Origin of the sequence: Agathobaculum faecis (assembly GCF_014287995.1) — a bacterium.
Taxonomy (GTDB): Bacteria; Bacillota; Clostridia; order Oscillospirales; family Butyricicoccaceae; genus Agathobaculum; species Agathobaculum ammoniilyticum.
Genome location: NZ_JACOPL010000006.1, coordinates 84,084 through 109,223 on the forward strand (window position 1 = coordinate 84,084; position 25,140 = coordinate 109,223).

The 25,140-nt window shown below is 59.0% G+C and carries 27 protein-coding genes; 16 read left to right on the forward strand and 11 right to left on the reverse strand.

The genetic code is table 11. The features are described 5' to 3' along the window. Positions 1-189: 189 nt before the first annotated feature. From H8S45_RS07645 to H8S45_RS07670, 6 genes are all read right to left on the reverse strand, one after another. Positions 190-1,377 carry an ABC transporter substrate-binding protein gene (locus H8S45_RS07645; RefSeq protein WP_054326429.1) on the reverse strand — a complete coding sequence of 396 codons (1,188 nt, stop codon included), beginning with the start codon at positions 1,375-1,377 and terminating at the stop codon, positions 190-192. A gap of 372 nt (positions 1,378-1,749) precedes the next feature. Beyond that, positions 1,750-3,675 (reverse strand): ABC transporter ATP-binding protein, encoded by a 1,926-nt coding sequence (locus tag H8S45_RS07650; RefSeq protein WP_186949884.1) that lies wholly within the window; start codon positions 3,673-3,675, stop codon positions 1,750-1,752. Further along, a complete protein-coding gene (locus H8S45_RS07655) occupies positions 3,675-5,405 on the reverse strand; it encodes an ABC transporter ATP-binding protein (protein WP_186949886.1) in 1,731 nt (576 codons plus the stop codon). The genes H8S45_RS07650 and H8S45_RS07655 overlap by 1 nt, the downstream gene beginning before the upstream one ends. Further along, the gene (locus H8S45_RS07660) at positions 5,402-5,860 is read right to left on the reverse strand and encodes a MarR family winged helix-turn-helix transcriptional regulator (RefSeq protein ID WP_054326427.1); all 459 of its coding nucleotides are present in this window, start codon (positions 5,858-5,860) and stop codon (positions 5,402-5,404) included. The genes H8S45_RS07655 and H8S45_RS07660 overlap by 4 nt, the downstream gene beginning before the upstream one ends. A 142-nt stretch (positions 5,861-6,002) precedes the next feature. Then, positions 6,003-6,509 (reverse strand): HD domain-containing protein, encoded by a 507-nt coding sequence (locus H8S45_RS07665; protein ID WP_054326426.1) that lies wholly within the window; start codon positions 6,507-6,509, stop codon positions 6,003-6,005. A 2-nt stretch (positions 6,510-6,511) separates the two neighbouring features. Continuing rightward, complete coding sequence (locus tag H8S45_RS07670; protein ID WP_054326425.1) at positions 6,512-6,820, reverse strand: MGMT family protein; 309 nt, start codon at positions 6,818-6,820, stop codon at positions 6,512-6,514. Positions 6,821-7,045: 225 nt separating this feature from the next. Between H8S45_RS07670 and gdhA the strand changes: the two genes are divergently transcribed. The 6 genes from gdhA to H8S45_RS07700 all read left to right on the forward strand — a co-directional run bounded on the left by gdhA (position 7,046) and on the right by H8S45_RS07700 (position 11,930). Next, complete coding sequence (gene gdhA / locus H8S45_RS07675) at positions 7,046-8,389, forward strand: NADP-specific glutamate dehydrogenase (RefSeq protein ID WP_054326424.1); 1,344 nt, start codon at positions 7,046-7,048, stop codon at positions 8,387-8,389. Positions 8,390-8,542: 153 nt separating this feature from the next. Further along, the gene (locus H8S45_RS07680; RefSeq protein ID WP_054326423.1) at positions 8,543-9,505 is read left to right on the forward strand and encodes a helix-turn-helix transcriptional regulator; all 963 of its coding nucleotides are present in this window, start codon (positions 8,543-8,545) and stop codon (positions 9,503-9,505) included. 5 nt (positions 9,506-9,510) lie between these two features. Next, complete coding sequence (locus tag H8S45_RS16285; RefSeq protein ID WP_054326422.1) at positions 9,511-10,200, forward strand: zinc ribbon domain-containing protein; 690 nt, start codon at positions 9,511-9,513, stop codon at positions 10,198-10,200. Then, positions 10,200-10,550 (forward strand): VOC family protein, encoded by a 351-nt coding sequence (locus H8S45_RS07690; RefSeq protein WP_054326421.1) that lies wholly within the window; start codon positions 10,200-10,202, stop codon positions 10,548-10,550. Before H8S45_RS16285 ends, H8S45_RS07690 begins: the two co-directional genes overlap by 1 nt. 115 nt (positions 10,551-10,665) lie before the next feature. Beyond that, positions 10,666-11,505, forward strand: a complete 840-nt coding sequence (locus H8S45_RS07695) for an AraC family ligand binding domain-containing protein (protein ID WP_107631712.1) — start codon at positions 10,666-10,668, stop codon at positions 11,503-11,505. A gap of 2 nt (positions 11,506-11,507) precedes the next feature. After that, positions 11,508-11,930 carry a DUF2000 domain-containing protein gene (locus tag H8S45_RS07700; protein ID WP_054326420.1) on the forward strand — a complete coding sequence of 141 codons (423 nt, stop codon included), beginning with the start codon at positions 11,508-11,510 and terminating at the stop codon, positions 11,928-11,930. Positions 11,931-12,002: 72 nt separating this feature from the next. On the opposite strand, the gene H8S45_RS07705 is transcribed toward H8S45_RS07700, so the two are convergent. Together H8S45_RS07705 and H8S45_RS07710 are read right to left on the reverse strand one after the other, a co-directional pair. Further along, complete coding sequence (locus H8S45_RS07705; RefSeq protein ID WP_054326419.1) at positions 12,003-12,890, reverse strand: AraC family transcriptional regulator; 888 nt, start codon at positions 12,888-12,890, stop codon at positions 12,003-12,005. A 96-nt stretch (positions 12,891-12,986) separates the two neighbouring features. After that, the gene (locus H8S45_RS07710; protein WP_107631710.1) at positions 12,987-13,436 is read right to left on the reverse strand and encodes a hypothetical protein; all 450 of its coding nucleotides are present in this window, start codon (positions 13,434-13,436) and stop codon (positions 12,987-12,989) included. Positions 13,437-13,672: 236 nt separating this feature from the next. On the opposite strand from H8S45_RS07710, the gene H8S45_RS07715 reads away from it, so the two are divergent. From H8S45_RS07715 to ispF, 10 genes are all read left to right on the forward strand, one after another. Then, the gene (locus tag H8S45_RS07715; protein ID WP_054326417.1) at positions 13,673-14,740 is read left to right on the forward strand and encodes a zinc-dependent alcohol dehydrogenase; all 1,068 of its coding nucleotides are present in this window, start codon (positions 13,673-13,675) and stop codon (positions 14,738-14,740) included. A 369-nt stretch (positions 14,741-15,109) separates the two neighbouring features. Next, positions 15,110-15,961, forward strand: a complete 852-nt coding sequence (locus tag H8S45_RS07720) for a transketolase (RefSeq protein WP_054326416.1) — start codon at positions 15,110-15,112, stop codon at positions 15,959-15,961. A gap of 2 nt (positions 15,962-15,963) precedes the next feature. Then, positions 15,964-16,917 (forward strand): transketolase family protein, encoded by a 954-nt coding sequence (locus H8S45_RS07725; RefSeq protein ID WP_054326415.1) that lies wholly within the window; start codon positions 15,964-15,966, stop codon positions 16,915-16,917. 104 nt (positions 16,918-17,021) lie between these two features. Beyond that, a complete protein-coding gene (locus tag H8S45_RS07730; RefSeq protein WP_054326414.1) occupies positions 17,022-18,422 on the forward strand; it encodes an MFS transporter in 1,401 nt (466 codons plus the stop codon). Between the two features lie 40 nt (positions 18,423-18,462). Beyond that, entirely contained in the window at positions 18,463-19,482 is a 1,020-nt protein-coding gene (locus tag H8S45_RS07735; protein WP_159068179.1) for a zinc-dependent alcohol dehydrogenase, read from the forward strand. Between the two features lie 161 nt (positions 19,483-19,643). Next, on the forward strand, positions 19,644-20,384 hold the full coding sequence (locus H8S45_RS07740) for a M23 family metallopeptidase (RefSeq protein ID WP_054326411.1): 741 nt from the start codon (positions 19,644-19,646) through the stop codon (positions 20,382-20,384). Then, positions 20,385-20,936, forward strand: coding sequence for a zinc metalloprotease (locus H8S45_RS07745; protein ID WP_107631706.1), 552 nt, complete (start codon positions 20,385-20,387; stop codon positions 20,934-20,936). A 46-nt stretch (positions 20,937-20,982) separates the two neighbouring features. After that, positions 20,983-21,462 (forward strand): CarD family transcriptional regulator, encoded by a 480-nt coding sequence (locus H8S45_RS07750; RefSeq protein ID WP_054326409.1) that lies wholly within the window; start codon positions 20,983-20,985, stop codon positions 21,460-21,462. A 47-nt stretch (positions 21,463-21,509) separates the two neighbouring features. Beyond that, on the forward strand, positions 21,510-22,226 hold the full coding sequence (gene ispD / locus H8S45_RS07755) for a 2-C-methyl-D-erythritol 4-phosphate cytidylyltransferase (protein WP_054326408.1): 717 nt from the start codon (positions 21,510-21,512) through the stop codon (positions 22,224-22,226). A 2-nt stretch (positions 22,227-22,228) separates the two neighbouring features. After that, on the forward strand, positions 22,229-22,702 hold the full coding sequence (ispF, locus tag H8S45_RS07760; RefSeq protein ID WP_054326407.1) for a 2-C-methyl-D-erythritol 2,4-cyclodiphosphate synthase: 474 nt from the start codon (positions 22,229-22,231) through the stop codon (positions 22,700-22,702). Positions 22,703-22,714: 12 nt separating this feature from the next. On the opposite strand, the gene H8S45_RS07765 is transcribed toward ispF, so the two are convergent. The 3 genes from H8S45_RS07765 to H8S45_RS07775 are packed head-to-tail and all read right to left on the reverse strand — an operon-like array spanning position 22,715 to position 25,055. Continuing rightward, positions 22,715-24,106 carry an MATE family efflux transporter gene (locus H8S45_RS07765; protein WP_147573990.1) on the reverse strand — a complete coding sequence of 464 codons (1,392 nt, stop codon included), beginning with the start codon at positions 24,104-24,106 and terminating at the stop codon, positions 22,715-22,717. Continuing rightward, positions 24,103-24,867: a uridine phosphorylase gene (gene udp / locus H8S45_RS07770; protein WP_054326406.1), complete on the reverse strand. Its 765-nt coding sequence runs from the start codon at positions 24,865-24,867 to the stop codon at positions 24,103-24,105. The genes H8S45_RS07765 and udp overlap by 4 nt, the downstream gene beginning before the upstream one ends. Further along, a complete protein-coding gene (locus H8S45_RS07775) occupies positions 24,861-25,055 on the reverse strand; it encodes a DUF951 domain-containing protein (RefSeq protein WP_107631704.1) in 195 nt (64 codons plus the stop codon). The genes udp and H8S45_RS07775 overlap by 7 nt, the downstream gene beginning before the upstream one ends. Positions 25,056-25,140 lie beyond the last annotated feature (85 nt).

Sequence of the window (25,140 nt, forward strand, 5' to 3'; positions counted from 1 at the left end):
TTTCTCTTTTTGCTTGTGGGTTGGGGCAAGGGCTCGGCAAGCGGCGTCGAGCCGTCGCCCCACCCCATAACGCGGTGAATACCGTGGAATAGACGCAAAGGAGGGCCGTAGCGTTCTGCTGCAGCGCCCTCCTTCGTTCTTTCGTTCAACTGTTTTCAGCGGTCCGTTACCCGAACGCGCCGAAGGCTTTTACATGCCTACATACGCGCCGTTTTCAATAATCATGCCCTTCGGGCTCTTGGATACCGCACCGTTGGAATCCCAGGTGATACCCGCGCCGTCGCCGGTCAGGCCCTCGAACGTGATGGTCGGGAACGTCTCGATCATCTTGTCGCAAAGGTCGGAAGCAGACATATCCGGCGTGCATTCCGCTTCCTCAAGCGCCTGCTTGTAAGCGTAGATGCAGTCATATGCGTCAGCCGCGAACTGGTTCGGGGTCTCGCCGTACTTTTCCTTATACTTGGTCACGAAGTTTACGGTCTTTTCATCGGTCGCATCCGCATTGAACGGGGTCAGCAGCATAACGCCCTCTGCCAGCGTGGTATCGAAATTCTCGACAGTCAGGATGCCATCCATACCGTCCACGCCAAAGAACTTGGGCGTATAGCCCATCGCGTTCGCCTGGGTCAGGATCAGGGACGCCGGGGTGTAATAAATCGGCAGGAACAGCAGGTCAGCGCCGGCGCTCTTGCACGCGTTCAACTGCACCGAAAAGTCGTTCTGCGTCTCCGTCGTAAACGCCTGTTCGGTCACTATCTCAAGGCCCTTTGACTCTGCTTCAGCCTTGAACTGCTCCAGAATACCGGTGGAATACACGTCGTCGCTCTTATAAATAACGCCAATCTTGGTGCCGAGCTGCTGATCCGCGATATACTCCGCGGAAGCCATGCCCTGATTCGGGTCGGAGAAACACATCTGGAACACAACGTCGTTGCCCTCTATATTGGCCGGAGAGGAAGCCGACGGGGTCAGCGCGAAAATGTGATCCTCCTCGTGCAGCGGCGCGATCGCTTCGCCCGGCTTGGAGGTTACCGCGCCGAGGGAAAGCTGGATGCCCTCGTCCTTGAGCGCGTTGTACGCACTGACAGCCTTTTCCGTGTTGTGTTCATCATCCTCGAAAATGACCTTGATCTGAATATCCCCGCCTTCCGCGTTGATCTCCTCCGCCGCAAGCTCGGCGCCGTTCTTGACCGCGTTGCCGTAAATCGCCGCTTCTCCGGTCAGCGGCGCGGTGCCGCCGATCAAAAACGCGGTTGCTGCAGCATCCGTGTTATCCTGCCCGTCGCCCGCGCCCTGCGTATCGGTATTGCCGCCGCAGCCCGCCAGCGCTGTTACCAGCATCGAGCCGACCAGAAGCATGCTCAGACTTTTCTTCATGGTTATCTTCTCCTTTACAAACCTAATCCCTCGCCCTTTCCGATGTGAAATCATTCGGGCGCTTGGATTATTTTTTCTTATTATACTACTCTTTCTACGATTTGGCAGACTTTTTTTCGCCTTTTGAGCAATTTCGGGCAAACTACCTATTATCTTTTCGTAAGAATTGCAAAATTTGTGCTTTCTTCCGAAAAACATTTGTCCGCGGTGCAAGGAATCATGCAACCGATTTCAGTGGCGCAGCCCTTTCTTCATGTTCGGCCCCCTTTTGCCCGAGTGCAGAGAAAAAGGCAGGCCGCGGATGCGGCCTGCCTGCCAAGGTGTCCGGCTCCGGCGGACGCTCCCTCCGCCGCCCTGGAACAGGGCCGCCGTTTATTCCAGTTCGAACGCGCCGGTATAGAGCTGGTAATACTTTCCATGCTCGGCAATCAGCTGCGCATGGTTGCCGCGCTCGATGATATGGCCCAGCTCAAGCACCATAATCACGTCCGCGTTCTGCACAGTCGACAGGCGGTGTGCGATCACAAACACGGTGCGGCCGTACATCAGGCCGTCCATACCCGCCTGCACGATGGACTCGGTGCGGGTATCGATGCTGCTGGTCGCTTCGTCCAGGATCATAACCGGCGGATCAGCCACCGCCGCGCGCGCAATGGACAAAAGCTGGCGCTGACCCTGTGACAGGCTGCCTCCGTCCCCGTCAATCACCGTATCATAGCCGTCCGGCAGACGACGGATGAAGTCGTCCGCGCCCGCAAGCTGCGCCGCGGCTTCGATCTCCTGGTCGGTCGCCTCCAGATTGCCGTACCGGATGTTGTCGCGGATCGTACCGGTAAACAGGTTAGTGTCCTGCAGAACGATGCCAAGCGAGCGGCGCAAGTCCGCCTTTTTGATTTTGTTGATGTTGATTCCATCGTACCGGATCTTGCCGTCCGCCAGATCGTAAAAGCGGTTGATCAGGTTGGTAATCGTGGTCTTACCCGCGCCGGTCGCGCCGACAAAAGCCACCTTCTGCCCCGGCTCGGCGTACAGCGTGATATCATGCAGCACGATCTTCTCCGGATTATAGCCGAAATCCACGTCGAAAAACCGAACGTCGCCCCGTACCTGCTGGTAGGTGGTCGTACCGTCCTCATGCGGATGCTTCCACGCCCAAATGTTGGTTTTTTCCGGCGTTTCCACCAGTTCGCCGTTTTTATCGTATTTGGCGTTGACCAGGGTGACATATCCGTCGTCCGTTTCCGGCGCCTCATCCATCAGCTCGAAAATACGCTCTGCGCCGGCCAGCGCCATGACAATGGAGTTGAACTGCTGCGAAATCTGTGTAACCGGCTGGGTAAACGATTTGGTCAGCTGCAGGAAGCTGGCGATCACGCCGATGGTGATGCTGCTTCCAACCACACCGGACAGCGCCAGCGTGCCGCCGACCACGGCCACCAGCACATACAGCAGGTTGCCAATGTTCATCATGATCGGCATGAGGATGTTGGCAAAGGTGTTCGCGTTCTTCGCATTTTCCCGCAGCTCATCGTTGAGCGCGTCGAACTGCTCCTTGCACTTATCCTCATGGCAGAACACCTTGACAACCTTCTGCCCGTTGATCATTTCCTCGATATAGCCGTTAACCTTGCCAAGCGAGGTCTGCTGCTCCAAAAAGTATTTTGCCGACTGCCCGCCGATCCGCTTGACCACCACCAGCATCACGGCGACGCCTGCCAGCACGAACAACGTCAGCCACACATTGGTCGCCAGCATGGCGATAAACACCGCGATGATCGTCATTATGGAGGAGAACATCTGCGGGACGGACTGGCTGAGCATCTGCTGCAGCGTGTCTGTATCATTGGTAAAATGGCTCATCAGGTCGCCGTGGGTATGGGTGTCAAAATAGCGGATGGGCAGGGTCTGCATACGCCCGAACATCTCGTCGCGCACCTTTTTCAAAATGCCCTGCGAAATGGCCACCATCAGCCAGTTATACAGGAAGGTGGAAACAATGCCTGTCAGATAGATCAGGCCCATCAGCAGGATGGCATGTATCAGGCCGGTGAATACGGGCGCGGCTTCCAGCAGCAGCGGCGCGATATAATCGTCGATCAGCACGCGCAGGAACATCGAACCCGCTACGTTCACAACTGCGGAGATCAGAATGCACACCAGAACCACGCCGAACTGAACCGCGTAGCCATCCCTGATATAGTATAGCAGCCGGCCCAGCGTCTTTTTCGGATTTTTGCTGCGTTTACCGCCGGCCATCTGTCCCCGGCGGCCAGGGCCGCCCATTGCGGGTCTTGCCATTATTCCTCGCCCCCTTTGTTCATTTGCTGCTTATAGATCTCCTGGTAAATCGGGTTGCCCGCGAGCAGCTCCTCATGTGTGCCGACCGCCTGGATCGCGCCGCCGTCCAGAATAACGATCTGGTCCGCGTCCTGCACGGACGAGACGCGCTGCGCGATAATCAGCTTGGTCGTACCCGGGAGCTCCTCCGCGAACGCCTTGCGGATCAGCGCGTCGGTCTTGGTGTCGACCGCGCTGGTCGAGTCGTCCAGAATGAGTACCTTGGGCTTTTTCAGCAGCGCGCGGGCAATGCACAGACGCTGCTTCTGGCCGCCAGATACGTTGGTGCCACCCTGCTCGATATAGGTATCGTATTTCCCCGGCATCTGCTGGATGAATTCATCCGCCTGCGCCAGACGGCACACGTGCTCAAGCTCCTCGTCGCTCGCGTGCTCGTTGCCCCAGCGCAGGTTCTCCTTGATCGTGCCAGAGAACAGCACATTCTTCTGCAGCACCATGGCGACCTGCTCGCGCAGCGCTTCAATGTCATAATCGCGCACATCCACGCCGCCCACCTTAACCGAGCCGGTCGTGACATCGTACAGGCGCGGGATCAGCTGTACCAGCGTAGACTTGGCCGAGCCGGTGCCGCCCAGGACTCCGATGGTCTGCCCCGCCTTGATGTGGAGGTCCACGCCGCGCAGGGCAAGCTTACGCGCATCGCCCTTGTAGCTGAAATTGACGTTATCGAAATCGATATCCCCGTTTTTTACCGCAGTCACCGGCTGCGCCGGATTATGGAGGTCAGGCTGCTCCTCCAGCACTTCGACGATGCGCTCCGCGCTCGCCTTAGACATGGTAATCATGACGAATACCATCGCGACCATCATCAGGCTCATCAATATCTGCATCGCGTAGGAAAACAGGCTGGTCAGCTCGCCGGTCGTCATGCTGCCGCCGACGATCAGCCGCGCGCCGAACCAGGAAATCAGCAGCATGCAGGCATACATGCAGAACTGCATGAGCGGTGAAACGCCCGCCATAATCTTCTGCGCCTTGGAAAACGCCTTGTAAAGCCGTCCGGAAACGTTTTGAAACTTTTCGGTTTCATATTCCTCACGCACATAGGCCTTGACCACACGGATGCCGCGCACGTTTTCCTGCACGACCGTGTTCATCTGGTCGTAGATCTTGAACACACGCTCGAAGATCGGCCCGACAAACTTCATCAGCAGGCCCATGCCCACCGCCAAAACAGGAAGCACGCCCAGGAAAATCAGCGCCAGCTCGCCGTTGATCTGAAACGCCATGATCAGCGCGAACACCAGCATGACCGGACAGCGCACCGCGATGCGCGTACACATCTGGAACGAGTTCTGCACATTGGTCACGTCGGTCGTCAAGCGGGTGACGATCGAGCCGGTCGAAAACTTATCGATGTTGGAAAAGGAAAAATCCTGCACCGCATAATACATGTCGTGCCGCAGGTTGCGGGCGAAGCCGGTGGAGGCGCGCGCCGCATAGGTGCCTGCCGCCGCGCCGAACACCAGCGCCAGCGCCGCGCACGCCACGAGGATGGCTCCGTATTTCCAGATCTCTCCCATATTTTGCGCATCAATGCCCTTATCAATCAGAAGCGCCATTACTGCGGGGATAACGACCTCCATCACAACCTCGAGCACCACAAAAAACGGCGTGAGCAGCGCATCCTTTTTGAACTCGCGCACGCTTTGTAACAGCCTCTTTATCATTCTTGTCCCTCCGAAGCCCTGCGTTGATAGTTTTCCAGATTCGCGCGGATCCTGCCGCACACGCGGAACCAGGCGTCCATGTCCTCCTCGCTGATGCCGGCACGCATCAGCGTCTCTGTGTCGCGGAACTTCTTTTTGATCCGCGCATCGAGCGCCAACGCTTTGTCAGTCAGCACCAGCCGTTTGAGCCGCCCGTCCTGCGGCACCGGCTCGCGCCGCAGCAGCCCGTGCTGCTCCATGAGCTGCAAAATGCCGGTCGCAGTCGAACGCCGGAAGCGGAACTGAGTCTCCACATCCTTTTGGAAGCGGTCGCCGTCTGCAACCAGCAGGTAATGAATAATCATCCCCTGCATACCGGTCACCTTGCTGAATTCCTCGCCCGATTGGCACGCCATCTGCCGCTTGAACAGATTGTTCAGCATGCCGAGCTCGCCGCAGATCGTTTGCTCCTGCATTAATTGTTAGCCTCCTTACTGTTAGCTTACTAACACAGTATACACCGATTCGTTGTGTTGTCAACAGATTTCACAAAAAGTTCAAAAAGGGCGTTCCCTCTGCCAAACGGAACGCCATTTCTTCTCTGTAATTTATGCACTTTTACGGCTTATACGGCTTTTCTAGATACATTTTCTGTAAAAATGAACGGCCAGTCTCTGTACGGAACACCCGTTCCCCCGCCGTTCCACAGGCCTCCGGCGGCAGGGCGCTTTCATATGCGTTGACCAGAAAATCCGCCTCAAGCAGGATGCGGAAGGCAAGATCCTCCGAAGCGTCGAAACTGTGATGATGCGCGATCAGCCAAGCAATTTTCTCCGCCTGCGCCGCCGAAGCGCCGGCCTGCGCGAGCAGCGGCGCGGCGACCGCCGGCCCCTCCAGCTCCTGCCACTTCCCGCCGGAAGAGCCGTGCTTGCGCTCCGCTTCGTGAATGCCGATATCATGCAGGAGAGCCGCAGCCTCCAGAATATTCTGTTCTTCCTCCCCCAGGCCCTCGCTTCGTCCTAACAGGCGGCAGAACGCATATACTTTCATAAAATGCTGCACCCGACGCGCGTCCCCCGCATCATAGGCGACTGCCAGCGCCGCCAGCTTTTCCAGATCGATCATCGTCAAGCTCCCTCCCAGCGGAACCGCTCCATATCCACCCGCCCGTCGGCGGTAAACTCTATCCCGTCCGCCTCCAGCATTGCGCGCTGTATATCCGCGCCGCCGAATGCAAAAGCTGGAGAGGTACGGCCCTCTTTGGTCACCACGCGGTAGCATGGTATTCCTTCCGGATCCGGATTCGCGTGCAGCGCATAGCCGACCACCCGCGCCCAGCGCGGATTGCCCGCCAGCAGCGCAATCTGGCCGTAAGTCGCGACCGTGCCGCGCGGGATGCGCCGGACGACCGCATAAATTTTGTCAAAACTGTTCATTTTGCAAGTCGCACCCCCTCGCGCTTCATTATATCAGGTAAATCTGACAATTTCCATCCCCATTCCACAAGTAAAAAATGTATATTTTTAACACGCTAAATTGTTGCACACATTCGCAAAATACTATATAATAATTACACACTACAGCATGTATGTAAGTTATTCCGCACTTTTCCCTGATTATTGGAAAGAGGCTGCGGCAGAAATGTAAGGAGGACAAATCAAATGGCACTTACCAACACTTACCTCAAGCGCGTATACGAAACCGTGCAGAAGCGCAACCCGAACGAGCCGGAATTTCAGCAGGCGGTTCTTGAAGTACTCGAAAGCTTCGAGCCGGTCGTAGAGGCGCGTCCGGAGTTGGAGAAGAACGGCATCATCGACCGTATCGTCGAGCCGGAGCGCATGGTAATGTTCCGTGTTCCGTGGGTGGATGACGAGGGCAAGGTTCAGGTCAACCGCGGCTTCCGCGTGCAGTTCAACTCCGCAATCGGCCCCTACAAGGGCGGTCTGCGCTTCCATCCGTCTGTCAACGCGTCGGTCATCAAGTTCCTCGGCTTTGAGCAGTGCTTCAAGAATAGCCTGACCGGCCTGCCCATGGGCGGCGGTAAGGGCGGCTCGGACTTCGATCCCAAGGGCAAGTCCGATGCGGAAGTCATGCGTTTCTGCCAGTCCTTCATCACCGAGCTGTCCAAGCACATCGGCCAGTTCACCGACGTACCGGCGGGCGATATCGGCGTCGGCGGCCGCGAAATCGGCTTTATGTACGGCCAGTACAAGCGCCTGCGCAACGAGTTCACCGGCGTACTCACCGGCAAGGGCCTGTCCTACGGCGGCTCGCTCGCGCGCACCGAGGCGACCGGCTACGGCCTGTGCTACTATATGAAGGAAATGCTCGCTTACAAGGGTACCTCGTTTGAGGGCAAGACGGTCGCCATCTCCGGCTCGGGCAACGTGGCGATCTACGCCTGCCAGAAGGCGACCGAGCTGGGCGCCAAGGTCGTTACCGTGTCGGATTCCAATGGCTTCATCTACGACCCCAACGGCATTAACCTCGATGTCGTCAAGGACATCAAGGAGGTCAAGCGCGGTCGCATCAAGGAATACGCGGACCGCGTGCCGGGCAGCACCTACACCGAGGGCCAGCGCCCGTGGAGCGTCAAGTGCGACGTCGCGCTGCCCTGCGCAACCCAGAATGAGATCAGCGGCGACGACGCCAAGGCCCTGATTGCGAACGGCTGCAAATTCGTGGCCGAGGGCGCGAACATGCCGTCCACGCCGGAGGCTGTGGAGGCGTTCCTGGCAAACGGCATCTTCTTCGGTCCTGCCAAGGCGGCCAACGCAGGCGGCGTCGCCACCTCCGGCCTGGAGATGAGCCAGAACTCGCTGCGCCTGTCCTGGACCTTCGAGGAGGTTGATCAGCGTCTGCACGATATTATGGTCAACATTTTCAAGACCTGCATTCAGTCCGCTGAAAAGTACGGCCACAAGGACAACCTTGTCATGGGTGCGAACATCGGCGGCTTTGAGAAGATCGCGGACGCCATGCTCGCTCAGGGCGTTTGCTAAATCTCCTCTTTCTTCCGCCAACTGAACAGAAAAGGCTTCGGAACATCGTTCCGAAGCCTTTTTTCTCTTTGCCAGCCTGTCCGCGTGTTCTTTCCAAAAACCGGCCATACTTTGTCCGCTTTTTGTGCTATACTACTGGTGAGGGGTGAAGCCATGCAAAGCGGACGCTTGTTTGAGATCTTATATATCCTTTTGGAGCGCGGTGGCGCGACCATACCTGATCTTGCCTGCCAGTTGGAGGTATCTGAGCGCACCATCCGCCGCGATATTGACGCGCTCTCCGCGGCGGGCGTGCCGGTTTACGCGGCGCGCGGGCGGCGGGGCGGCGTGCGCCTGATGGACGGCTTCGTGCTGTCCAAATCCCTGCTGTCCGCGCGCGAGCAGGACGAAATCCTGTACGCCCTGCAAACCCTTCGCGCCACCGGAGCCGTGCAGGATGGCGCTCTGCTCACTCGCCTGTCCGCCCTGTTCCGGCGCGAGGCCGTGAGCTGGATCGACGCGGATTTCTCCGATTGGGGCGACTCCGGCGAGCGGCGCGCGCTGTTCGAGCTGCTCAAGTCGTCTATCCTGGAGCGTCGGGTGCTGGCCTTTGACTATTACGGGCAGAATGGTGCTGCGGCGCGGCGCACCGTGGAACCGGTCAAGCTGCGGTTCAAGGGAATTTCGTGGTACCTACAGGCATGGTGTCGGGATCGACGCTCTTTCCGCACCTTCAAGCTGTCGCGCATGGAGCGTATCGCACTGCTGGACGAGCGCTTCGCGCCGCACGGAGACCCGCCCCCGCTGGACGGGAATCAGGCTGTATCCGTGCCGACCACCCGCATCGCCGTCCGCTTTTCCCCCGCCGTGGCATTCCGCGTATATGATGAATTTGAACGCGCCTGCATCTCCCCGCAGCCGGACGGATCCCTGCTGGTGCGGACCGAATGGCCGGTAGGTGCCTGGGGTGCCGGTTATCTGCTGTCCTATGGCTCGCATGCCGAAATCCTGTCCCCGCCCGCACTGCGCCGCCACATCGCGGCGGAAGCAAAAAAAATCGCCGCGCTTTATCCAAATGCGGACGCGCCCTGTCCGGTATCCGATGCTACAATGGAGCCATCAAAACCGAAAGGATGAACGCTATGCTGCAATATGAAACCGTATCCCTGCCCGCCCGAACGCTGGTTGGGCTGAAATGCCGCACAGGGAACGCCGATCCCGCCTGCGCGCAGAAGATCGGCGGCCTGTGGGAGCAGTTCATGCGCGCCGGCCTGATGGCCGGACGGGAAGGCGCGCCCTGCTACGGTCTATATACCAATTACGGCTGGGACGACGAGAGCTACGACGCGGTCGTGGCCTGCGAAAGTGAAGCTTGCCCCGCGGGGTGCGTACCAATCGAGATACCGGCGGGCGAATACGCTAAATTCCATTTTCACGGTGATATCCGCGCGATGCCGATGCAGGCATGGGGCGAAATCTGGTCCCTGCCCCTGCCGCGCGCCTACGGCGTGGACTTTGAGGAATACCGCAATTACGAGGACGGGCAGGCGGATATCGATATTTACGTCGGTCTGGCGGACATCTGCCAGTCCTGCGGCATGCCGATGACCAGGCCCGCCGACCGTGGCACCGAAGCGGATGGCACGCAAAGCTGCACCTACTGCACCTACTGCTACCAGAACGGCGCGTTCACCTACGACGCAACCATGGAAGAGCAGATAGAGCACAACCTCAACTGCGCACCCGAGCTGTACACCGACCGCGAGCGCGCGAGAGAGCAGATGCGGGAATATTTCCCCACTCTTACGCGCTGGAAAGGGGAAACGGAGTAGTGAAAGGCTATGACAACTTTTTCCTGCCCGTCGATGATCTGGACGCGGCGAAACGGTTTTACGGCGGCGCGCTCGGGTTGGATCTGAAATTCGACTTTTCCGACAGCGGGATGTCCGCCTACCGTGTCGGGCAGGAGGAGCCGGCCATTATCCTCAAGGACAAGTGCCGCTTCCCAGTCCAGAAGCCCGTAACCTGGTTTGAAGTCAGCGATGTCAAGGCACAGTACCGTCGGATGCGCGCGGACGGCATCGCATTCCTTTCCGAACCGTTCCATATGCGGACCGGCTGGACCGCTGAATTTGAGGACCCGTTCGGCAACCGACTGGGCATCACCAATTATCTGCAATAATACAGCGCGCCGCTGCAAGCAGCGGCGCGCTTTGCTTGGCGGAGTGTAATATACTGCAAGAATTTTGGCGCGCGGTATGCTATACTGTCTGCAGACTATGAAAGGAGGCCGCGTCATGCCGGATGAATCCCGTACCGTCTGCTACGACCAGGTGCTCGGCATAGAAGCTTATCACCTGCAGGGCGTCGTGCAGAAATTCCCCAACCACTTCCACGAGTATTATGTCATCGGCTTCATCGAAAGCGGCGGGCGCCATCTGTGGTGCGGGGGACAGGAATACGATATATCGGCCGGCGACCTTGTGCTTTTCAATCCGCACGACTGCCACTGCTGCGCCCCTGTAAGCGGCGAACCGCTGGACTACCGCGCGGTCAACATCCCACCCGACGTTATGTGCCGTGCCGCAAGGGAGATCACCGGCAGGGAGCAGCCGCCCCGTTTCACGCGCAACCTTTTGCCGCAGAGCGAGCTCATGCACGCCCTCCGTGCCCTGTACGACGCGCTTGTGCGCGATGCGCCCGCGCTGGAAAAGCAGGAGGCGTTCTATTATCTCCTCGAACCGCTTCTGTCCGGCTGCACCCTGCCGCCAGCCGGAGTGGAGCCGCCGCCCGCGCAGAACAGCCAGATCCAGATGCTCTGCGCCTATATGGAGCAGCATTACGCGGACAGCATCACGCTCGACAGCCTGGTTTCCATGACAGATTTCGGCAAATCCTACCTACTGCGCCTGTTCGCGCGGCAGGTTGGCGTTTCTCCCTACCGGTATCTGCAGAATATCCGGCTCAGCCGCGCCAAGGAGCTGCTCGAGCAGGGCGTTCCTCCGGCCGACGCCGCGTGTCTGACCGGCTACGCCGACCAGAGCCATTTCACGCACTATTTTAAGGAGTTCATCGGGCTTACGCCCGGGCAATACCAAAAAATCTTTACCGGAAACGATATGCAGAAGGAGCGGTAATCATGGATACGCAAACAGAAAAATGTGTGCTGGTGATCGACGGGACGCTGCCGCTGGGCCTGATCGCCAATACGGCAGCCATACTAGGCATCACGCTGGGCAAGCATCTGCCGCAAGCGGTGGGACCGGATGTTCGCGACAAAAGCGGCCGCGCCCACCTCGGCATCACCGCCCTCCCCGTACCCATCCTGCGGGCAGACCGGCAGACGCTACGCGCGCTTCGCCGGAAACTGTACGAGCCGTGCTTCGCCGGCTTGATCGCCGTGGATTTCTCCGACCTCGCACAAGGCTGCGGAACCTACAGCGAGTTCACCCGTAAGGCCGCGGCTTCCCCCGAGGAGGAGCTGTCCTATTTCGGCATCGGCATCTGCGGCGCGAAAAAGCTGGTCGGCCGGCTGACCGGCAACCTGCCGCTACTGCGCTGAAGCCCTCCATGACACAACGCCGCCCGCCGTTTCCGCACAAGACAAGGAAACAGCGGGCGGCCGCTTTCTGTTTTAATGGAATTTTGCCCGATAATCCCCCGGCGACATCCCTTCCTGCTCATGGAACAGCCGGATCAGCACCTTGCCGGATGGCAGGCCGACATGCATCGCGATTCGCTCCAGCGAATCGTTTGTCGTCCGCAGGTACTTTTTCGCATATTCCATGCGGATCACGCTGACCGTATGCGCAAACGAGCGGCCGAACATTTCCTGAAACAGGCGGTTGACGTGGCGCGGCGTCACGTTTAACTGCTGGGCTACCATGTCTATCGTCAGCTCATCCGCATAATTGGAGTGTATGTACTTCGATGCTTCCAGCGCGATATTCTTATAGCCGAGCGGCGTTTTCACGTCCGAAACCACCGAAGTCGTCTGCCGCAGCAGGTTGAGGACGAACAGGTAATATAAAATGCCGATCTGGCTAGCCCATCCGATCTTCCTGTCCTGTATCTGCTTGTGTATATCCGCAAGAAGCGCCTGCTGCGAAACCGCGCGCGGCAGGTAAATATATTTATTGGTATCCGCTTTATCCAACGCTTTGGCGATTTCCCGATACTCAAGCTCCGCGTCGATCGACGAATTGCCGCTTTTCGGAATAATATCAAAGATCATTGTGAAATACACCGCGGGCTTTTCCGGCATATAGCGCAGCCGGTGCAGATGGTTCTTGCCCAGCAGCACCATGCTGTTTTCATATAATGGCAGGCTGTCCTGTCCGCAAACCACATTGGCTTCCCCTTCTATGCCGTAGAAAATCTCATACAGGTCGTGCTGATGTTCAAATACCGGTATGATCTGGCTCATCTGCTCCGCATAGTAAAGAACAAAATCAAAAGCGCCGAAAGGAATAGTCGTAATATGATTATGATATATCTGTTGATTGCGGTACTCTGCCAGCAAAGCGATCTTTCCTCCTTTTTCTCTCCTGTTATCAGCCCTCATTCTCATAATGCAAAAAACACAGGTTATTTGTTATTTTTGCATAGTAATTTTATTTTACAGGATTTCGCTGTGCTTTGCAATAGCGGCATGCAGCTCACGCCGGTTGGACACATGGCGCAGCAGGACGCTGGAACGGGCGTCCCCTCCATCCAGGAACAGCACGCGGCTGAGCAGCATTTTTTTGAGCTGGGCATGCGGCAGGCTGAAGCGCTTTTCGCCCACATGGCCGAACGTGCGCCGGTCGGTGACCAGAACGCACGAATTCTGCGTCAGATACAGGGTATGTGCTGCGCTCGCCATCATCCACATGGAAAGCACGCTCGACAGCAGGACCGCCGCGTGATAGCCGGAAAACAGCCGCCCCGCAGCAAACGAAACCGCGGCGAATGCAAAATAGCCGCACATGGTCGGGATGGAATTGAACAAAGCCACATCCTCCACCTGCTCGCCAGGCTCCAACTGGTCAGCCAGCTCATCCACCATCTTCCGGTATCGCGTCGTCATATAACACACCCGTTTCTCCTGTTTTTTTCATTATAACATGGGATACCACACTTGTCAGGGGCGTTTGCTATAGAAAAAAACGCGAAATTTTCTATTCCCCAAAAGGGACATGTTTCCCGCGAAAATGTCTGAAATATAAATTGACTTTGACTGAAATGCTTGGTATTGATTAATATAGCGCTGTGTACAGCGTTCGGAATTCTATACTTTACATAAGGCAAAGGAGGCAGTTTGTGATGAAGACATTATGCGGCGTATTGGTTGGCGACATGAAAGATCCCAACCCAGAAACACGCGGCAAGGTAGCCCTGGTGGATATCCCATTCCCTGCCATGGGACCGCAGGATGTCCGGATTAAGGTCGCGTATTGCGCGATCTGCGGCTCGGACCCGCACTGTGTTGCCGGCTGTTTCGGCCAGCCGAAAGGCTCCACCGAGCCGATCCCGCTCGGCCACGAGATTTCCGGCGTCGTCGTTGAATTAGGGCCGGAGGCCAACCACAAGGGCCTGAAGGTCGGCGACCGCGTGGCGGGCAATTTCCTGCGGTTCTGCGGCGGGTGCTATTATTGCCAGAACGGACAGCAGCAGTTCTGCGTCAACGCGCAGCAGTACAACCGCCCCGGCTACGCGCCCGAACTGATCTGGCACGAGGACCAGGTCTACAAGCTGCCTGATTCGGTCAGCCTGAAAGAAGGCTGCCTGCTCGAACCCATGTCGATCATCGTGCGCATGATGGACAAGGCGCAGATGAAGGTCGGCATGCGCGTCTGTGTCTGTGGCGGCGGCCCGATCGGCCTGCTGGCCCTGCAGACCTTCAAGCTGTACGGCGCGACCGACCTGACCATGATCGAGCCGATCGCGGACCGGCGCGCGCTGGCTTCCGAGCTTGGCGCGGACCATTTGATCGACCCCGCTTCCCAGGATGTTGTGCAGGCCGCGATGGAACTGACGGGCGGCCTGGGCTATGACGTTGTTCTGGACTGCTCCGGCTCGGTGCGCGCGGTCACCTCGCTGCCTGATATCACCGCCAACTGCGGCATGCTGATCTACGGCGCCCAGTATCCGAACGAGTACGAACTGCCCTTCAACATCTCGAAATACTGCTACTTCAAGGAGATAACGGTGACCGGCGTAATGGTCGCCCCCTATGCGTATCCGCGCGCGCTGCAGCTCCTGCCGCGCCTCAACCTCAAGTGCCTGACTGAAACGGTGTTCGACCTGGATGACGGCGTGGCCGCGTTTGATGCGCAGCTGACCGGAAAATACCCCAAAATCCTTATCAAGTGCAATCCCGACCTCGAGTAATTTTTCCTGAAAACGGCCGGAGGCCTCGTCCTCCGGCCGTTTTTTCTCGCCTTCTCAGGGCAGGACCGCAAAATCCGATATGTGCAAAAAGCACACCCGTTTTTTGTAAACATTTCACAATATTCCAACTCTATACCGCTTATTTTGGACACAAAATACAATTTCATGTCCGTAAAACCAGACGACAGACACTAAAAACCGTCGTATGATACTTATACACAAGGGGAGCGTCGAATCCGTATTGTCATTTTTCACAAAACGCAGTCGCAAAATACGATAATTCAACCATATCGTTATTTTTATGTCAATATAATTGTGAAAAAGTTCACACTTCCCCTGCGCGTATTCAACATTCAAGGAGGTATTGTGATGGCAGACAAACAGGAAGTAAAGCGCTTAAACGACTTGGCGTATGAAATGCGCACAAAGCTGATCAATCTATGCGGCGTATACGAGGGTGCCGTACATATCGGCGGCGACCTGTCGATGACCGACCTGCTGATCGGTCTGTTCCACCACGGGCTGAACGTTGACCCGACCGACATCAAAAATCCGAGGCGCGACCGCTTCGTCCTTTCCAAGGGGCATGGCGCGGTGTGCATGTATATCGCGATGGCGCTGCGCGGCTTTTTCGATTATGACGAGATCGTGCGCACCTATGGCCAGATGGACAGCGCCTACGGCATGCACCCCTGCAAGGTACATCTGCCGGGCGTGGAATGCTCCTCCGGCTCGCTGGGACAGGGCCTATCCATGGCGGTCGGCATGGCCATCTCCGCCAAGGTCAAAAAGGAAAGCCACCGCGTCGTCTGCATGCTGGGGGATGGCGAGAGCTGCGAGGGCTCGGTCTGGGAGGCCGCGATGTCGGCGCGCTCCTACGAGCTGGGCAACCTTGTCGCGGTCATTGACCGCAACAAGCAGATGATGTGCAGCTATACCGAGGAAATCACCTGCATGGAGCCGTATGCCGACAAATGGAAAGCGTTCGGCTGGAACGTGATCGAGATTGATGGACACGACATGAACGCCATCGTCGACGCGCTGGACAGCCTTCCGCCCGTGACCTCCCTGCGTCCGACGGCGATTGTGGCGCACACCACCAAGGGCAAGGGCGTGGACTTCATGGAAAAGGTGATCGGCTGGCATGCCGGCAGCCTGAACAAGGAAGACTGGGACCAGGCGCTCAAGGATCTGGCAAAGAACTACGGTAAGGAGGCATAAAGATGGCTGGCTCATTTAACTTTGGAGAATGGATTTCCGCGCGCAGCGTGATCGGGGACACCCTGGATGAGATCGGCAAAACCAATGAAAAGCTGTTCGTCTGCACGCCCGATGTCGGCATGAACCTCAAGCGTTTCCGCGAGCATTATCCAAACCGGTATATCGACGTCGGCATCGCGGAGCAGAACTGCGTGGGCGTTGCGGCCGGCCTTGCGCTCGAGGGCAACATTCCGGTCATCATGGGCATGCTCCCGTTCCTGTCCATGCGCTCATGCGAGCAGGTCCGCACCGCGGTCTGCTATCAGAACCTGCCGGTCCGCATCATCGGTACGGGCGGCGGCCTGACCTCGGGTGGCGGCTCGACCCACAACGCGATGGAGGATATCGCGATCCTCAAGAGCATGGTCAACATGACTGTGCTGTCCATCGGCGACCCGAACATGATCCGCGACATCCTGCACCTGTCCATGGACTATGCCGGCCCAATGTACATCCGTCTGGCGCAGGGCAAGAAGGACCGTCAGCTTTATGAGCCGGGTACGATTGAATACAAGATCGGCGGCAGCGTGACCGCGCGCGACGGCAAGGATTTCACCATCCTTGCGCATGGCGAAATGGTAGGCGAAGCGCTTGATGTGGCGGAGGAGCTTGCGAAAGAGGGGATCGACGTCCGCGTGATCGACATGTATTCCATCAAGCCCTTCGACGAGGCGGCCGTCCGCAAGGCGGTTGAGGAGACGGGCAACCTGGTCGTCTGGGAGGACCATCTGATGAGCGGCGGCCTGGCCAGCACGCTGTCCGACTTCTTCACGGACAACCACATCCAGCCCAAGTCGTTCCGCCGGTTCGGCATCCCGCAGGTCTACGCGGGCTTCGGCAGCGGGGAGGAGCTGCGCCGCAAATACGGCTACGCCGCGGAAGACATCGCCGCCTATATCCGCTCGGCCGCGAAGTAACCCTGTCCCTCGGCGCATCCTGTTCCTGCGGAGCCGGCCGGAATCCGTTTCCGCAGGGGCAGGCTGTTTATCCAACAACACGGAGATAAGAAAGGGGATTTTTCATGAGCACACAAACGACCGCAACCTCATCCGCTGCCGCAGTGAATGAGTATACCAAGCTGAATATCCCTCGCAAAATAGGCTACGCCTGCGGCGACTTTGCCTGCAATATGAGCTGGACGTTGGTCGGCTCCTACCTGGTATTCTTCCTGACCGATATTGCGCTGATTAACGCAACGACGGTCGGTTTGCTGATTTTCATTTCGAAGTTCTGGGACGCGGTCAACGACCCCATCGTCGGCTCGCTGGCTGACCACACGCGCACCCGCTGGGGGCGGTACCGTCCCTGGGTCATGTTCTCCTTTATCCCAATGCTGATTTTCAACGTGCTGACGTTCACCACCAATCTGGAATGGTCGGAAACCGCCCGTACTTGGTGGGGGCTCGGCATGTACTTCATCCTCGTACTGGTCTATACGATGGTGAATGTTACTTACTCCGCGATGCCCGCCATGATGACCCGCGATACCGAAACGCGCAGCGCGCTTTCCAGCTACCGCATGACCGGAGCGTTCCTCGCCATGACCGTACTGTCCTATGCGACGCTCCGCGTCGTCAACGCGATGGGCGGCGGCGCGACCGGTTACCGCAACGCGGCGATTGTGTTCTCCCTGCTCGCAGTACCATTCTTTATTATCACGGTCGCTTCCTCCAAGGAGGTCGTCACAATCGACGACACCAAGACCGAAAAGGTTTCCTTTATCAAGCAGTTCAAGGTGCTCAAAGGCAACTGGCCGGTTATCCAGCTTGCCATCGCCTACCTCGGCTGGGGCATCATCCAGGGCGGCATGACGTTCCGCCTGTACTTCTGCACCTATAACGCCGGCGACGAGCTGCTCTATGCGAACACACAGACCCTATGGTCGGTCATGGGCATGGTGGGCGCGTTCTCAGTCAGCTATCTTGTCACCCGCGTCAAGAACAAGGGGACACTGGGCGGTGTTTCCTTTACGCTGATCGCCATCTGCTCGATCATCTCGCAGTTCCTGCCGATCACCACCTCGGGCGGCCAGATCATCTATTATGTGATGATGGGCGGCGTGGGTCTCGGCTCCGGCATGATGCTGGGCAATGTGTTCGGCATGATGCCCGACACCGCCGAGTATACCTACCACAAGTGCGGCGTTTACTGCGCCGGCTTCCTGTCCACATTCATTAACTTCATGCTCAAGGTCGGCCAGGCGGTTTCGATCGCGGGCGCTGCGGCCCTACTCGACGCACTGGGCTATGTGGCGGGCGCGCAGCAGAATGCAACCGTGCTGTTCGCCATGAACTTCGGCTCGCATATGTTCATCGGCCTCTGCTCGATCGTATGTGCGATTGCACTGTTCGCATACAAGCTGGATAAGGCCACTTATGATAAAATTGTCGCCGACCTGCGTGAGCGCGGTATGGCGAACTGAGTACCTGTCACACGGATTTTCTGAAAGGAGTGTCTATATCATGGCAACAATGAAGCAGCTCTGGTGGGTGGATTGGGACCAGATCGAACTGCGCGAGGTCGAAATCCCGCAGGTCAAGCCCAACGAGGTCAAGGTCAAGGTCGCATACGCCGCGCTTTGCGCGACCGACGTGCATCAGGTGACGATGGGCGTCATGAACAGCAAGCCCCCCGCCCCGCTCGGACACGAGGCCTCCGGCACGATCGTCGAACTGGGCGAGCAAGCTGCCGCCGCCGGCTATAAGGTGGGCGACAAGGTTACGATGTTCCCCGTTTCCCACTGCGGCGAATGCGAATGGTGCAAAAAGGGCATGACGCAGTACTGCATCAATTCCAAACCCACCGGCGCTTTCGCGGAATATGTCGTCACGGATGTCAAAACGATCTACAAGCTGCCGGACAACGTTGAGCTGCGTGATTACGCGATCGTGGAGCCGACCAACTGCTGTCTGCGCGCCATGGACCTTGCCCCCATCCGCCACGGCGCGACCGTATGCGTCGCCGGCGTCGGCGGCATCGGCTCAATCATGCTCAACCAGATCCTGCTCTCGGGTGCGGCTCGCATCACAGTCATCGATCCGGTACCCGAAAAACGCGAGCTGGCGCTCTCCATGGGCGCGCAGTACGCGATCGATCCCTTTAACGAGGACGCGGTCGCCCGCGCCATGGAAATCACCGACGGACTGGGCTTCGACTATGTGTTCGAGATGTCGGGCTCCCCCAAGGCTTCCGAAACGCCGCTCAAGATCCTGGCCCGCTGCGGGACCGCGGTTTACTTCGCGGTATTCCCGCCCAAATTCGAGATGCCGCTTAACCTGCATGACCTGTACATGAAGGAGGGCCGCATCCAGACCGTATTCACCACGACCACGATCATGAACCGCTCCATCAACATGATCGAGCGCATGCAGACCGACAAGATCATCGGCAAGATTATGCCGCTGAGCGAGGCGGTGGAGAGCTTCGAGGTATTCAAAACATCCAAATACCCGAAAATCCTGCTCGACTGCAGCAAACCGTAAGCCATCCTCTTTCTTTCACAATCTACAAGCTTCCGGCAGCGGAGGTGCGTCCAGCGTACGCGCCTCCGCTGCCGGACTTTCTTTGTATAGCATATGGCCGCGCAGTCATATTCCTGTCCCCTTTCTCATACCCTTTCATCAGAGGAAAGGAGGCGGCGAACATGACAGGAAGACGTCCGGCGCGCAAACGCGCCGGCAGCGGAAAAGGGCTGCTGCTCGTGGTGGTACTCATTCTCGCCGCGGGAATCATCAAATATGCGGACGCGCCCCTCGCCGTTTCCGCGCGCGAAAAAGCGGCGACGGCGCTGGCCGGACTGCCGGGCGCGGACCGTATCCTTGCCGTGTTCGGCGGGGATGATACGGTGCAGGATGTCAGCGAGGTATTCGGCGCACAGCCGGACAGCCAGGAGAAGGAGCCAGACTATGCCGTATCCTCCGGCGGCGCGGACGACATCCTGGGGCGGGAAAAAACGTTGTTCCCCGATACGGTCGACCAGACCGTCTATCCGATGGAATTCGAACACATCCTGCCCGCCGAAGGCACATTGACTTCGGACTTCGGCAGCCGTCTCAGCCCGACCACAGGACAGCCGGGCTTTCATTACGGCTTGGACATCGCAGCGGATGAAGGCGTCCGGATCGGCGCCTTTGCGGATGGGACGGTGCGCGAGATCGGGGAGTCGAGCTACGGCAATTATCTAATTGTAGACCACGACGACGGCTTTTCCACGCTTTACGCGCACTGCAGCAGCATCTCGGCCAAGGTGGGCGATTCGGTAAGCTGCGGGGAGGAAATCGCACGCGTCGGCCAGACCGGCAACGCGACCGGCCCGCACCTGCACCTTGAGCTGTGGAAGGATGGCGCCGCCCTTGACCCATCCGATTACCTGACCGAGCTTTAAGTGAAAAGGCTTGAGGTCCGCGACGGGTTCCTCGTGCTGCTGGCCGCGCTCTGGTGTGTGGACGAAACCAATACCCTGCCGCTGTTCCTGCTTGCCGCGGCCATACACGAGCTGGGGCATGTGCTGGTGCTGTCCCTTGCGGGCGGTCGGGTGCTTCGGCTGACGCTTACCGCCTGCGGCGCCGTGCTTCGCTGCACCCTGCCAGAGGGCCGCTGCGCTCGCGCCGCAGTCTGTCTTGCCGGTCCGGCGGCCAGCTTTGCGCTTACCGCCTTCGCCGGAGAGCTTGGGCTTTACCGCCTTGCGGGCGCAAGCATGTTGCTCGGCGCGTTTAACCTGCTCCCCATGCCGCCGCTCGACGGCGGCATGGCGCTTTGCCACCTCGCCGGCGGCCGGTTCCCATTCGCGCGCGGCGCGCTTTCGCTGGCTGTCATGGCCGGACTTCTCACCACAGGCTGCTGGCTGTGGCGGCAGGGCGGCGGTGCCTGGCTGCTGCTCATCGGCGCACTGATCAGCGCCCAAACAATGAAAAACCTTGCCAAAACCACCGAATAGGTGTAAGATAAAAATACCATCAGAGGTTTGCTGGAACGGAGGCTACATGTTTCACATCGGCGATCAGATCGTACACCCTCTGCACGGCGCAGGCGTAATCGAAGATATTGTCGAGCGCACCATTGACGGTACGCCCGCGCAGTATTATGCGCTCCGCCCCGCGTTCGGCGACACGCAGCTCTTTATTCCGGTCGATTCCTGCGAAAAGCTCGGGATACGTCCGGTATGCTCCAGAGCGCAGGCCGAGGCTTTCCTGCACAAGCTGGACGACGTTGCGCGCAGCGAGGATAAGGGTTGGAACCAGCGCTATCGGGAAAATATGCTGCATATCCGTTCGGGCGACCTGCTCGAGGTCGCGCAGGTCGTCAAAAACCTTGCGGAGCGGGACCGCGAACGCGGCCTGTCCACTGGGGAAAAGAAGATGCTCGCTTCCGCCAAGCAGATCCTGGCCTCCGAGCTGGCTTTTTCGCTCGGCATTTCCCCCGAGGAGGCTGGGAACCTCATCCGTCAAAGATTATGTATCTGAGCAAAGGCTTTGCATTGCTGCAAAGCCTTTTTTAAGGAGCGTATGCCATGTTTGGAAAACGGAAGAAAAAAGCCGTACCCGCCGCGGTCTGCGCGGTGATTGTCGCCGCCGGCTCGTCCCGCCGTATGGGCGGGGAAAACAAGTTGCTGCTGCCGCTCGGGGACGTCCCCGTGCTGGCGCATACGCTGGCCGCGTTTGAAAAATGCGCCGATGTGCGCGATATCGTGCTGGTGTGCCGCGAGCAGGATATCGTCCCCTATACCGAGCTTGCGCGGACGTTTGGCATCTCCAAGCTGCGCACGGTCACGCGCGGCGGGGGTAGCAGGACCGCCTCCGTCCTGGCCGGCGTCAACGCCGCGCCGGAGGATACGGCGCTTGTGGCCGTGCATGACGGCGCGCGGCCGCTCGTCTCCGAGGCGGTCATCTCCGAGGCGGTCTATGCGGCCGCTGCGCACGGCGCGGCCGCGCCGGTCGTTCCGGTCAAGGACAGCATCAAGCGCATCGAGAACGGCGTCATCGCGGCCGACGTGCCGCGCGACACCCTTGCGGCCGTGCAGACACCGCAGGTATTCGCGCGCCCGCTGCTTCTGCGCGCGCTGAACGAGGCTGCGCGTCAGGGACAGGCCTATACCGACGACTGCGCCGCAGTCGAAGCGCTCGGCCAGCCCGTATACGCCACCCACGGAAGCTATGAAAACATCAAGATCACGACGCCCGAGGATATCGCGGTCGCCGAGGCGTTGCTGCAAAAGGAGGAAATCTGAACATGCGGATCGGGCACGGTTACGACGTACACCGGCTGGAACAGGGGCGCAGGTGCATCATCGGCGGCGTGGATATCCCGCACAGGACGGGACTCGCGGGGCATTCGGATGCGGATGTCCTCACCCACGCGGTGATGGACGCGCTGCTCGGCGCGCTCGCGCTCGGCGATATCGGCAGGCATTTTCCGGATACCGACCCGCGTTACGCGGGCGCGGACAGCCTCGCGCTGCTGCGTCAGGTAGCCGCGTTGCTGCGGGAGCGCGGCTGGCAGCTGGGCAACCTGGACGCGACTGTACTCGCCCAGGCCCCGCGGCTCGCGCCGCACATCCCACAGATGCGTGAAAACCTGGCCGCGGCCATTGGCTGCGAAACGGACCGGATCTCGGTCAAGGCCACAACCGAGGAAGGGCTTGGCTTTACCGGAACGGAGCAGGGCATCGCCGCGCACTGTGTATGCCTGCTGGAACCGGAATAAAAAGCGTGGAGCCTATGGCTCCACGCTTTTTTGCTGCATATTGCGCGTAATCCGGCGGAAACGGAAGAAAAACAGGACCGTGGTCGTCGCCGCGGCAAGGAAATCCGCCACCGGCTCCGCAAGGAACACCGCGAACAGCTTATCCTCAAAGAAGCGCGGCAGAATCAGGATCAGTGGGATCAGAAGGATGATCTTGCGCTCCAGCGCAAGGAACAAGGATATTTTCGCCTCCCCCAGAGCGACGAACGACTGCTGGAACCCCCACTGGAACGCCGCAGTAAAGCCCACCGCCATATAAATCCGCAGCGCCCACGCGGTCATCTCGACCAGTTCCGGCTTGTGGTTGAACAGGTATACCACCGTCCGCGGGGAAAGCTGTACCACCACCCAGACGCAGCACACAAACACCGCGCCGATCAGCACGCTGTACCGGATAACCTCCTTCATCCGCTTACTGTTCCCCGCGCCGTAATTGAAGCTCAGTATGGGCTGCGCACCCTGCATCAGCCCCAGCAGCGGCATCTGCATCATCTGCATGACCGAGGTGAGGATGGTCATGGCGCCGACCGCGAGGTCGCCGCCGTACTTTTGCAGGGAGACGTTGAACGTCACCGTCAGCAGGCTTTCTGTCGACTGCATGACAAAGGGCGACGCGCCCAGTGCGACCGCGGGCCAGAGCAGGCGCCTGTCCAGCCGGAAAAAGGCCTTTTTCAGCCGCAGCTCGCTGGAAGGGCCTACCAAAAACCGGACTACCCACAGCGCGGACACCGCCTGCGAAATCACGGTCGCGACCGCCGCGCCGCGCACCCCCATGCCGAACAGGAAAATGAACACCGGATCGAGCACAACGTTGAGCACCGCACCGATCAGCACCGTCTTCATCGCCACGCCGGATTTGCCCTGCGCGGTGATAAAGCCGTTCAGCCCCAGCGCGGTCATGACGAAGATGGTACCCAGAACGTAAATGTTGAGATACTGCATCGCATAGGGCAGCGTGTCTGCGGACGCGCCGAACAATACAAGGAGCGGCTCCTGGAACAGCAGGAACACCGCCGTCAGCACGACCGCGAGCGCCCACAGCGCGGCCGTACAGGTGCCGAGCGTGCGCTCGGCTTTTTCGTGCTCGCCCGCACCCATGGCAATGGAGGCGCGCGGCGCGCCGCCCATGCCGATCAGCGCCGCGAACGCCGCAATCAGTGTGATAACCGGAAAGGTCACGCCCATGCCGGTCAGCGCGAGCGCCCCCTCGTCCGGTATGCGGCCGATGTAGATGCGGTCCACGATATTATACAAAAGGTTGACCACCTGCGCGCAGATCGTCGGCAGCGCCAGGCGGACGAGCAGCGGGCCGACCGGATCTCGTCCCAGGTCGGCCTCGCGCGTATCGTTTTTTTTCTTGTTCATGCCTGCGCTCCGTCCTCCCGAATGAGGATACGCAGCGCCTCGACCGCCGCACGGACACCGCGCTCGGACGCATCGGGCGGAATATTGGGCGCCTCGTCGTTATCCGCGTTCCACAGGACGTTGAGTACCGCGCCGCATCGCACATGCAGCACCTGCGCCACAATGAACAGCGCCGCGGTCTCCATTTCGCTCGTCAGCGCGCCTGCGGCCTTCCACGCCTTCCATTTGGCGAGCAGTTCCTCCGCAACAGGCTGCTGCGCGGGCCGTATCTCACCGTAAAAGCTGTCCTTGGACTGGATCACGCCGATATGATGGGTGAGGCCGAGCCGCACCGCCGCCTCCCGCAGTGCGGCAACAACCGAGAAATCCGCCGCCGCTGGGAACTCGATGGGCAGGTATTCGCGGCTCGTTCCCTCCTGCCGGATGGCCGCGGTTGCGATCACGATATCGCCGCCGCACACCTCGTCCACGATGCCGCCCGATGTCCCCACGCGGATGAACGTGTCCGCGCCGCACTCGACCAGCTCCTCCAGCGCGATCGCGGCGGACGGGCCGCCGATGCCGGTCGAGCATACCGCGACGGATACGCCGTCCAGTCTGCCCGTCCACAACGTATATTCGCGGTTCTGCGCGATCTGCTTCGGCTCCTCAAAATAGCGCGCGATCTTGCCGCAGCGACCCGGGTCGCCCGGCAGGATGACATACCGGCCGATATCCCCCTTTTGAATCTGAATATGCATCTGTTTTCCATCGATCAGCATACAATCGTCCCCTCCCGTTCTATGGTACGTATATTTTTTTCCGCCTTGCTGCGCGGCAGCATGACCTCATGCCCGCAGCCCAGGCATTTGAGCTTGAAATCCATGCCGGTGCGTAGCACCCTCCATTGCTTGGAGCCGCAGGGATGCGGCTTCTTCATGGTCAGGACATCATTGACCTGTACATCCACGCAATCACTCCTCCCATATGCCGCGGGGCTATCCCTCCGCGGCGGCTTATCGATTCCTCTTTATAATCATACCACATCCGCGGTG

What these genes read in the sequence shown, in the direction of transcription:
- H8S45_RS07645 (WP_054326429.1), bottom strand. Translation starts at nt 1,377, where the DNA reads ATGAAGAAAAGTCTGAGCATGCTTCTGGTCGGCTCGATGCTGGTAACA.
- H8S45_RS07650 (WP_186949884.1), bottom strand. Translation starts at nt 3,675, where the DNA reads ATGGCAAGACCCGCAATGGGCGGCCCTGGCCGCCGGGGACAGATGGCC.
- H8S45_RS07655 (WP_186949886.1), bottom strand. Translation starts at nt 5,405, where the DNA reads ATGATAAAGAGGCTGTTACAAAGCGTGCGCGAGTTCAAAAAGGATGCG.
- H8S45_RS07660 (WP_054326427.1), bottom strand. Translation starts at nt 5,860, where the DNA reads ATGCAGGAGCAAACGATCTGCGGCGAGCTCGGCATGCTGAACAATCTG.
- H8S45_RS07665 (WP_054326426.1), bottom strand. Translation starts at nt 6,509, where the DNA reads ATGATCGATCTGGAAAAGCTGGCGGCGCTGGCAGTCGCCTATGATGCG.
- H8S45_RS07670 (WP_054326425.1), bottom strand. Translation starts at nt 6,820, where the DNA reads ATGAACAGTTTTGACAAAATTTATGCGGTCGTCCGGCGCATCCCGCGC.
- gdhA (WP_054326424.1), top strand. Translation starts at nt 7,046, where the DNA reads ATGGCACTTACCAACACTTACCTCAAGCGCGTATACGAAACCGTGCAG.
- H8S45_RS07680 (WP_054326423.1), top strand. Translation starts at nt 8,543, where the DNA reads ATGCAAAGCGGACGCTTGTTTGAGATCTTATATATCCTTTTGGAGCGC.
- H8S45_RS16285 (WP_054326422.1), top strand. Translation starts at nt 9,511, where the DNA reads ATGCTGCAATATGAAACCGTATCCCTGCCCGCCCGAACGCTGGTTGGG.
- H8S45_RS07695 (WP_107631712.1), top strand. Translation starts at nt 10,666, where the DNA reads ATGCCGGATGAATCCCGTACCGTCTGCTACGACCAGGTGCTCGGCATA.
- H8S45_RS07700 (WP_054326420.1), top strand. Translation starts at nt 11,508, where the DNA reads ATGGATACGCAAACAGAAAAATGTGTGCTGGTGATCGACGGGACGCTG.
- H8S45_RS07710 (WP_107631710.1), bottom strand. Translation starts at nt 13,436, where the DNA reads ATGACGACGCGATACCGGAAGATGGTGGATGAGCTGGCTGACCAGTTG.
- H8S45_RS07715 (WP_054326417.1), top strand. Translation starts at nt 13,673, where the DNA reads ATGAAGACATTATGCGGCGTATTGGTTGGCGACATGAAAGATCCCAAC.
- H8S45_RS07720 (WP_054326416.1), top strand. Translation starts at nt 15,110, where the DNA reads ATGGCAGACAAACAGGAAGTAAAGCGCTTAAACGACTTGGCGTATGAA.
- H8S45_RS07725 (WP_054326415.1), top strand. Translation starts at nt 15,964, where the DNA reads ATGGCTGGCTCATTTAACTTTGGAGAATGGATTTCCGCGCGCAGCGTG.
- H8S45_RS07730 (WP_054326414.1), top strand. Translation starts at nt 17,022, where the DNA reads ATGAGCACACAAACGACCGCAACCTCATCCGCTGCCGCAGTGAATGAG.
- H8S45_RS07735 (WP_159068179.1), top strand. Translation starts at nt 18,463, where the DNA reads ATGGCAACAATGAAGCAGCTCTGGTGGGTGGATTGGGACCAGATCGAA.
- H8S45_RS07740 (WP_054326411.1), top strand. Translation starts at nt 19,644, where the DNA reads ATGACAGGAAGACGTCCGGCGCGCAAACGCGCCGGCAGCGGAAAAGGG.
- H8S45_RS07750 (WP_054326409.1), top strand. Translation starts at nt 20,983, where the DNA reads ATGTTTCACATCGGCGATCAGATCGTACACCCTCTGCACGGCGCAGGC.
- ispD (WP_054326408.1), top strand. Translation starts at nt 21,510, where the DNA reads ATGTTTGGAAAACGGAAGAAAAAAGCCGTACCCGCCGCGGTCTGCGCG.
- ispF (WP_054326407.1), top strand. Translation starts at nt 22,229, where the DNA reads ATGCGGATCGGGCACGGTTACGACGTACACCGGCTGGAACAGGGGCGC.
- H8S45_RS07765 (WP_147573990.1), bottom strand. Translation starts at nt 24,106, where the DNA reads ATGAACAAGAAAAAAAACGATACGCGCGAGGCCGACCTGGGACGAGAT.
- udp (WP_054326406.1), bottom strand. Translation starts at nt 24,867, where the DNA reads ATGCTGATCGATGGAAAACAGATGCATATTCAGATTCAAAAGGGGGAT.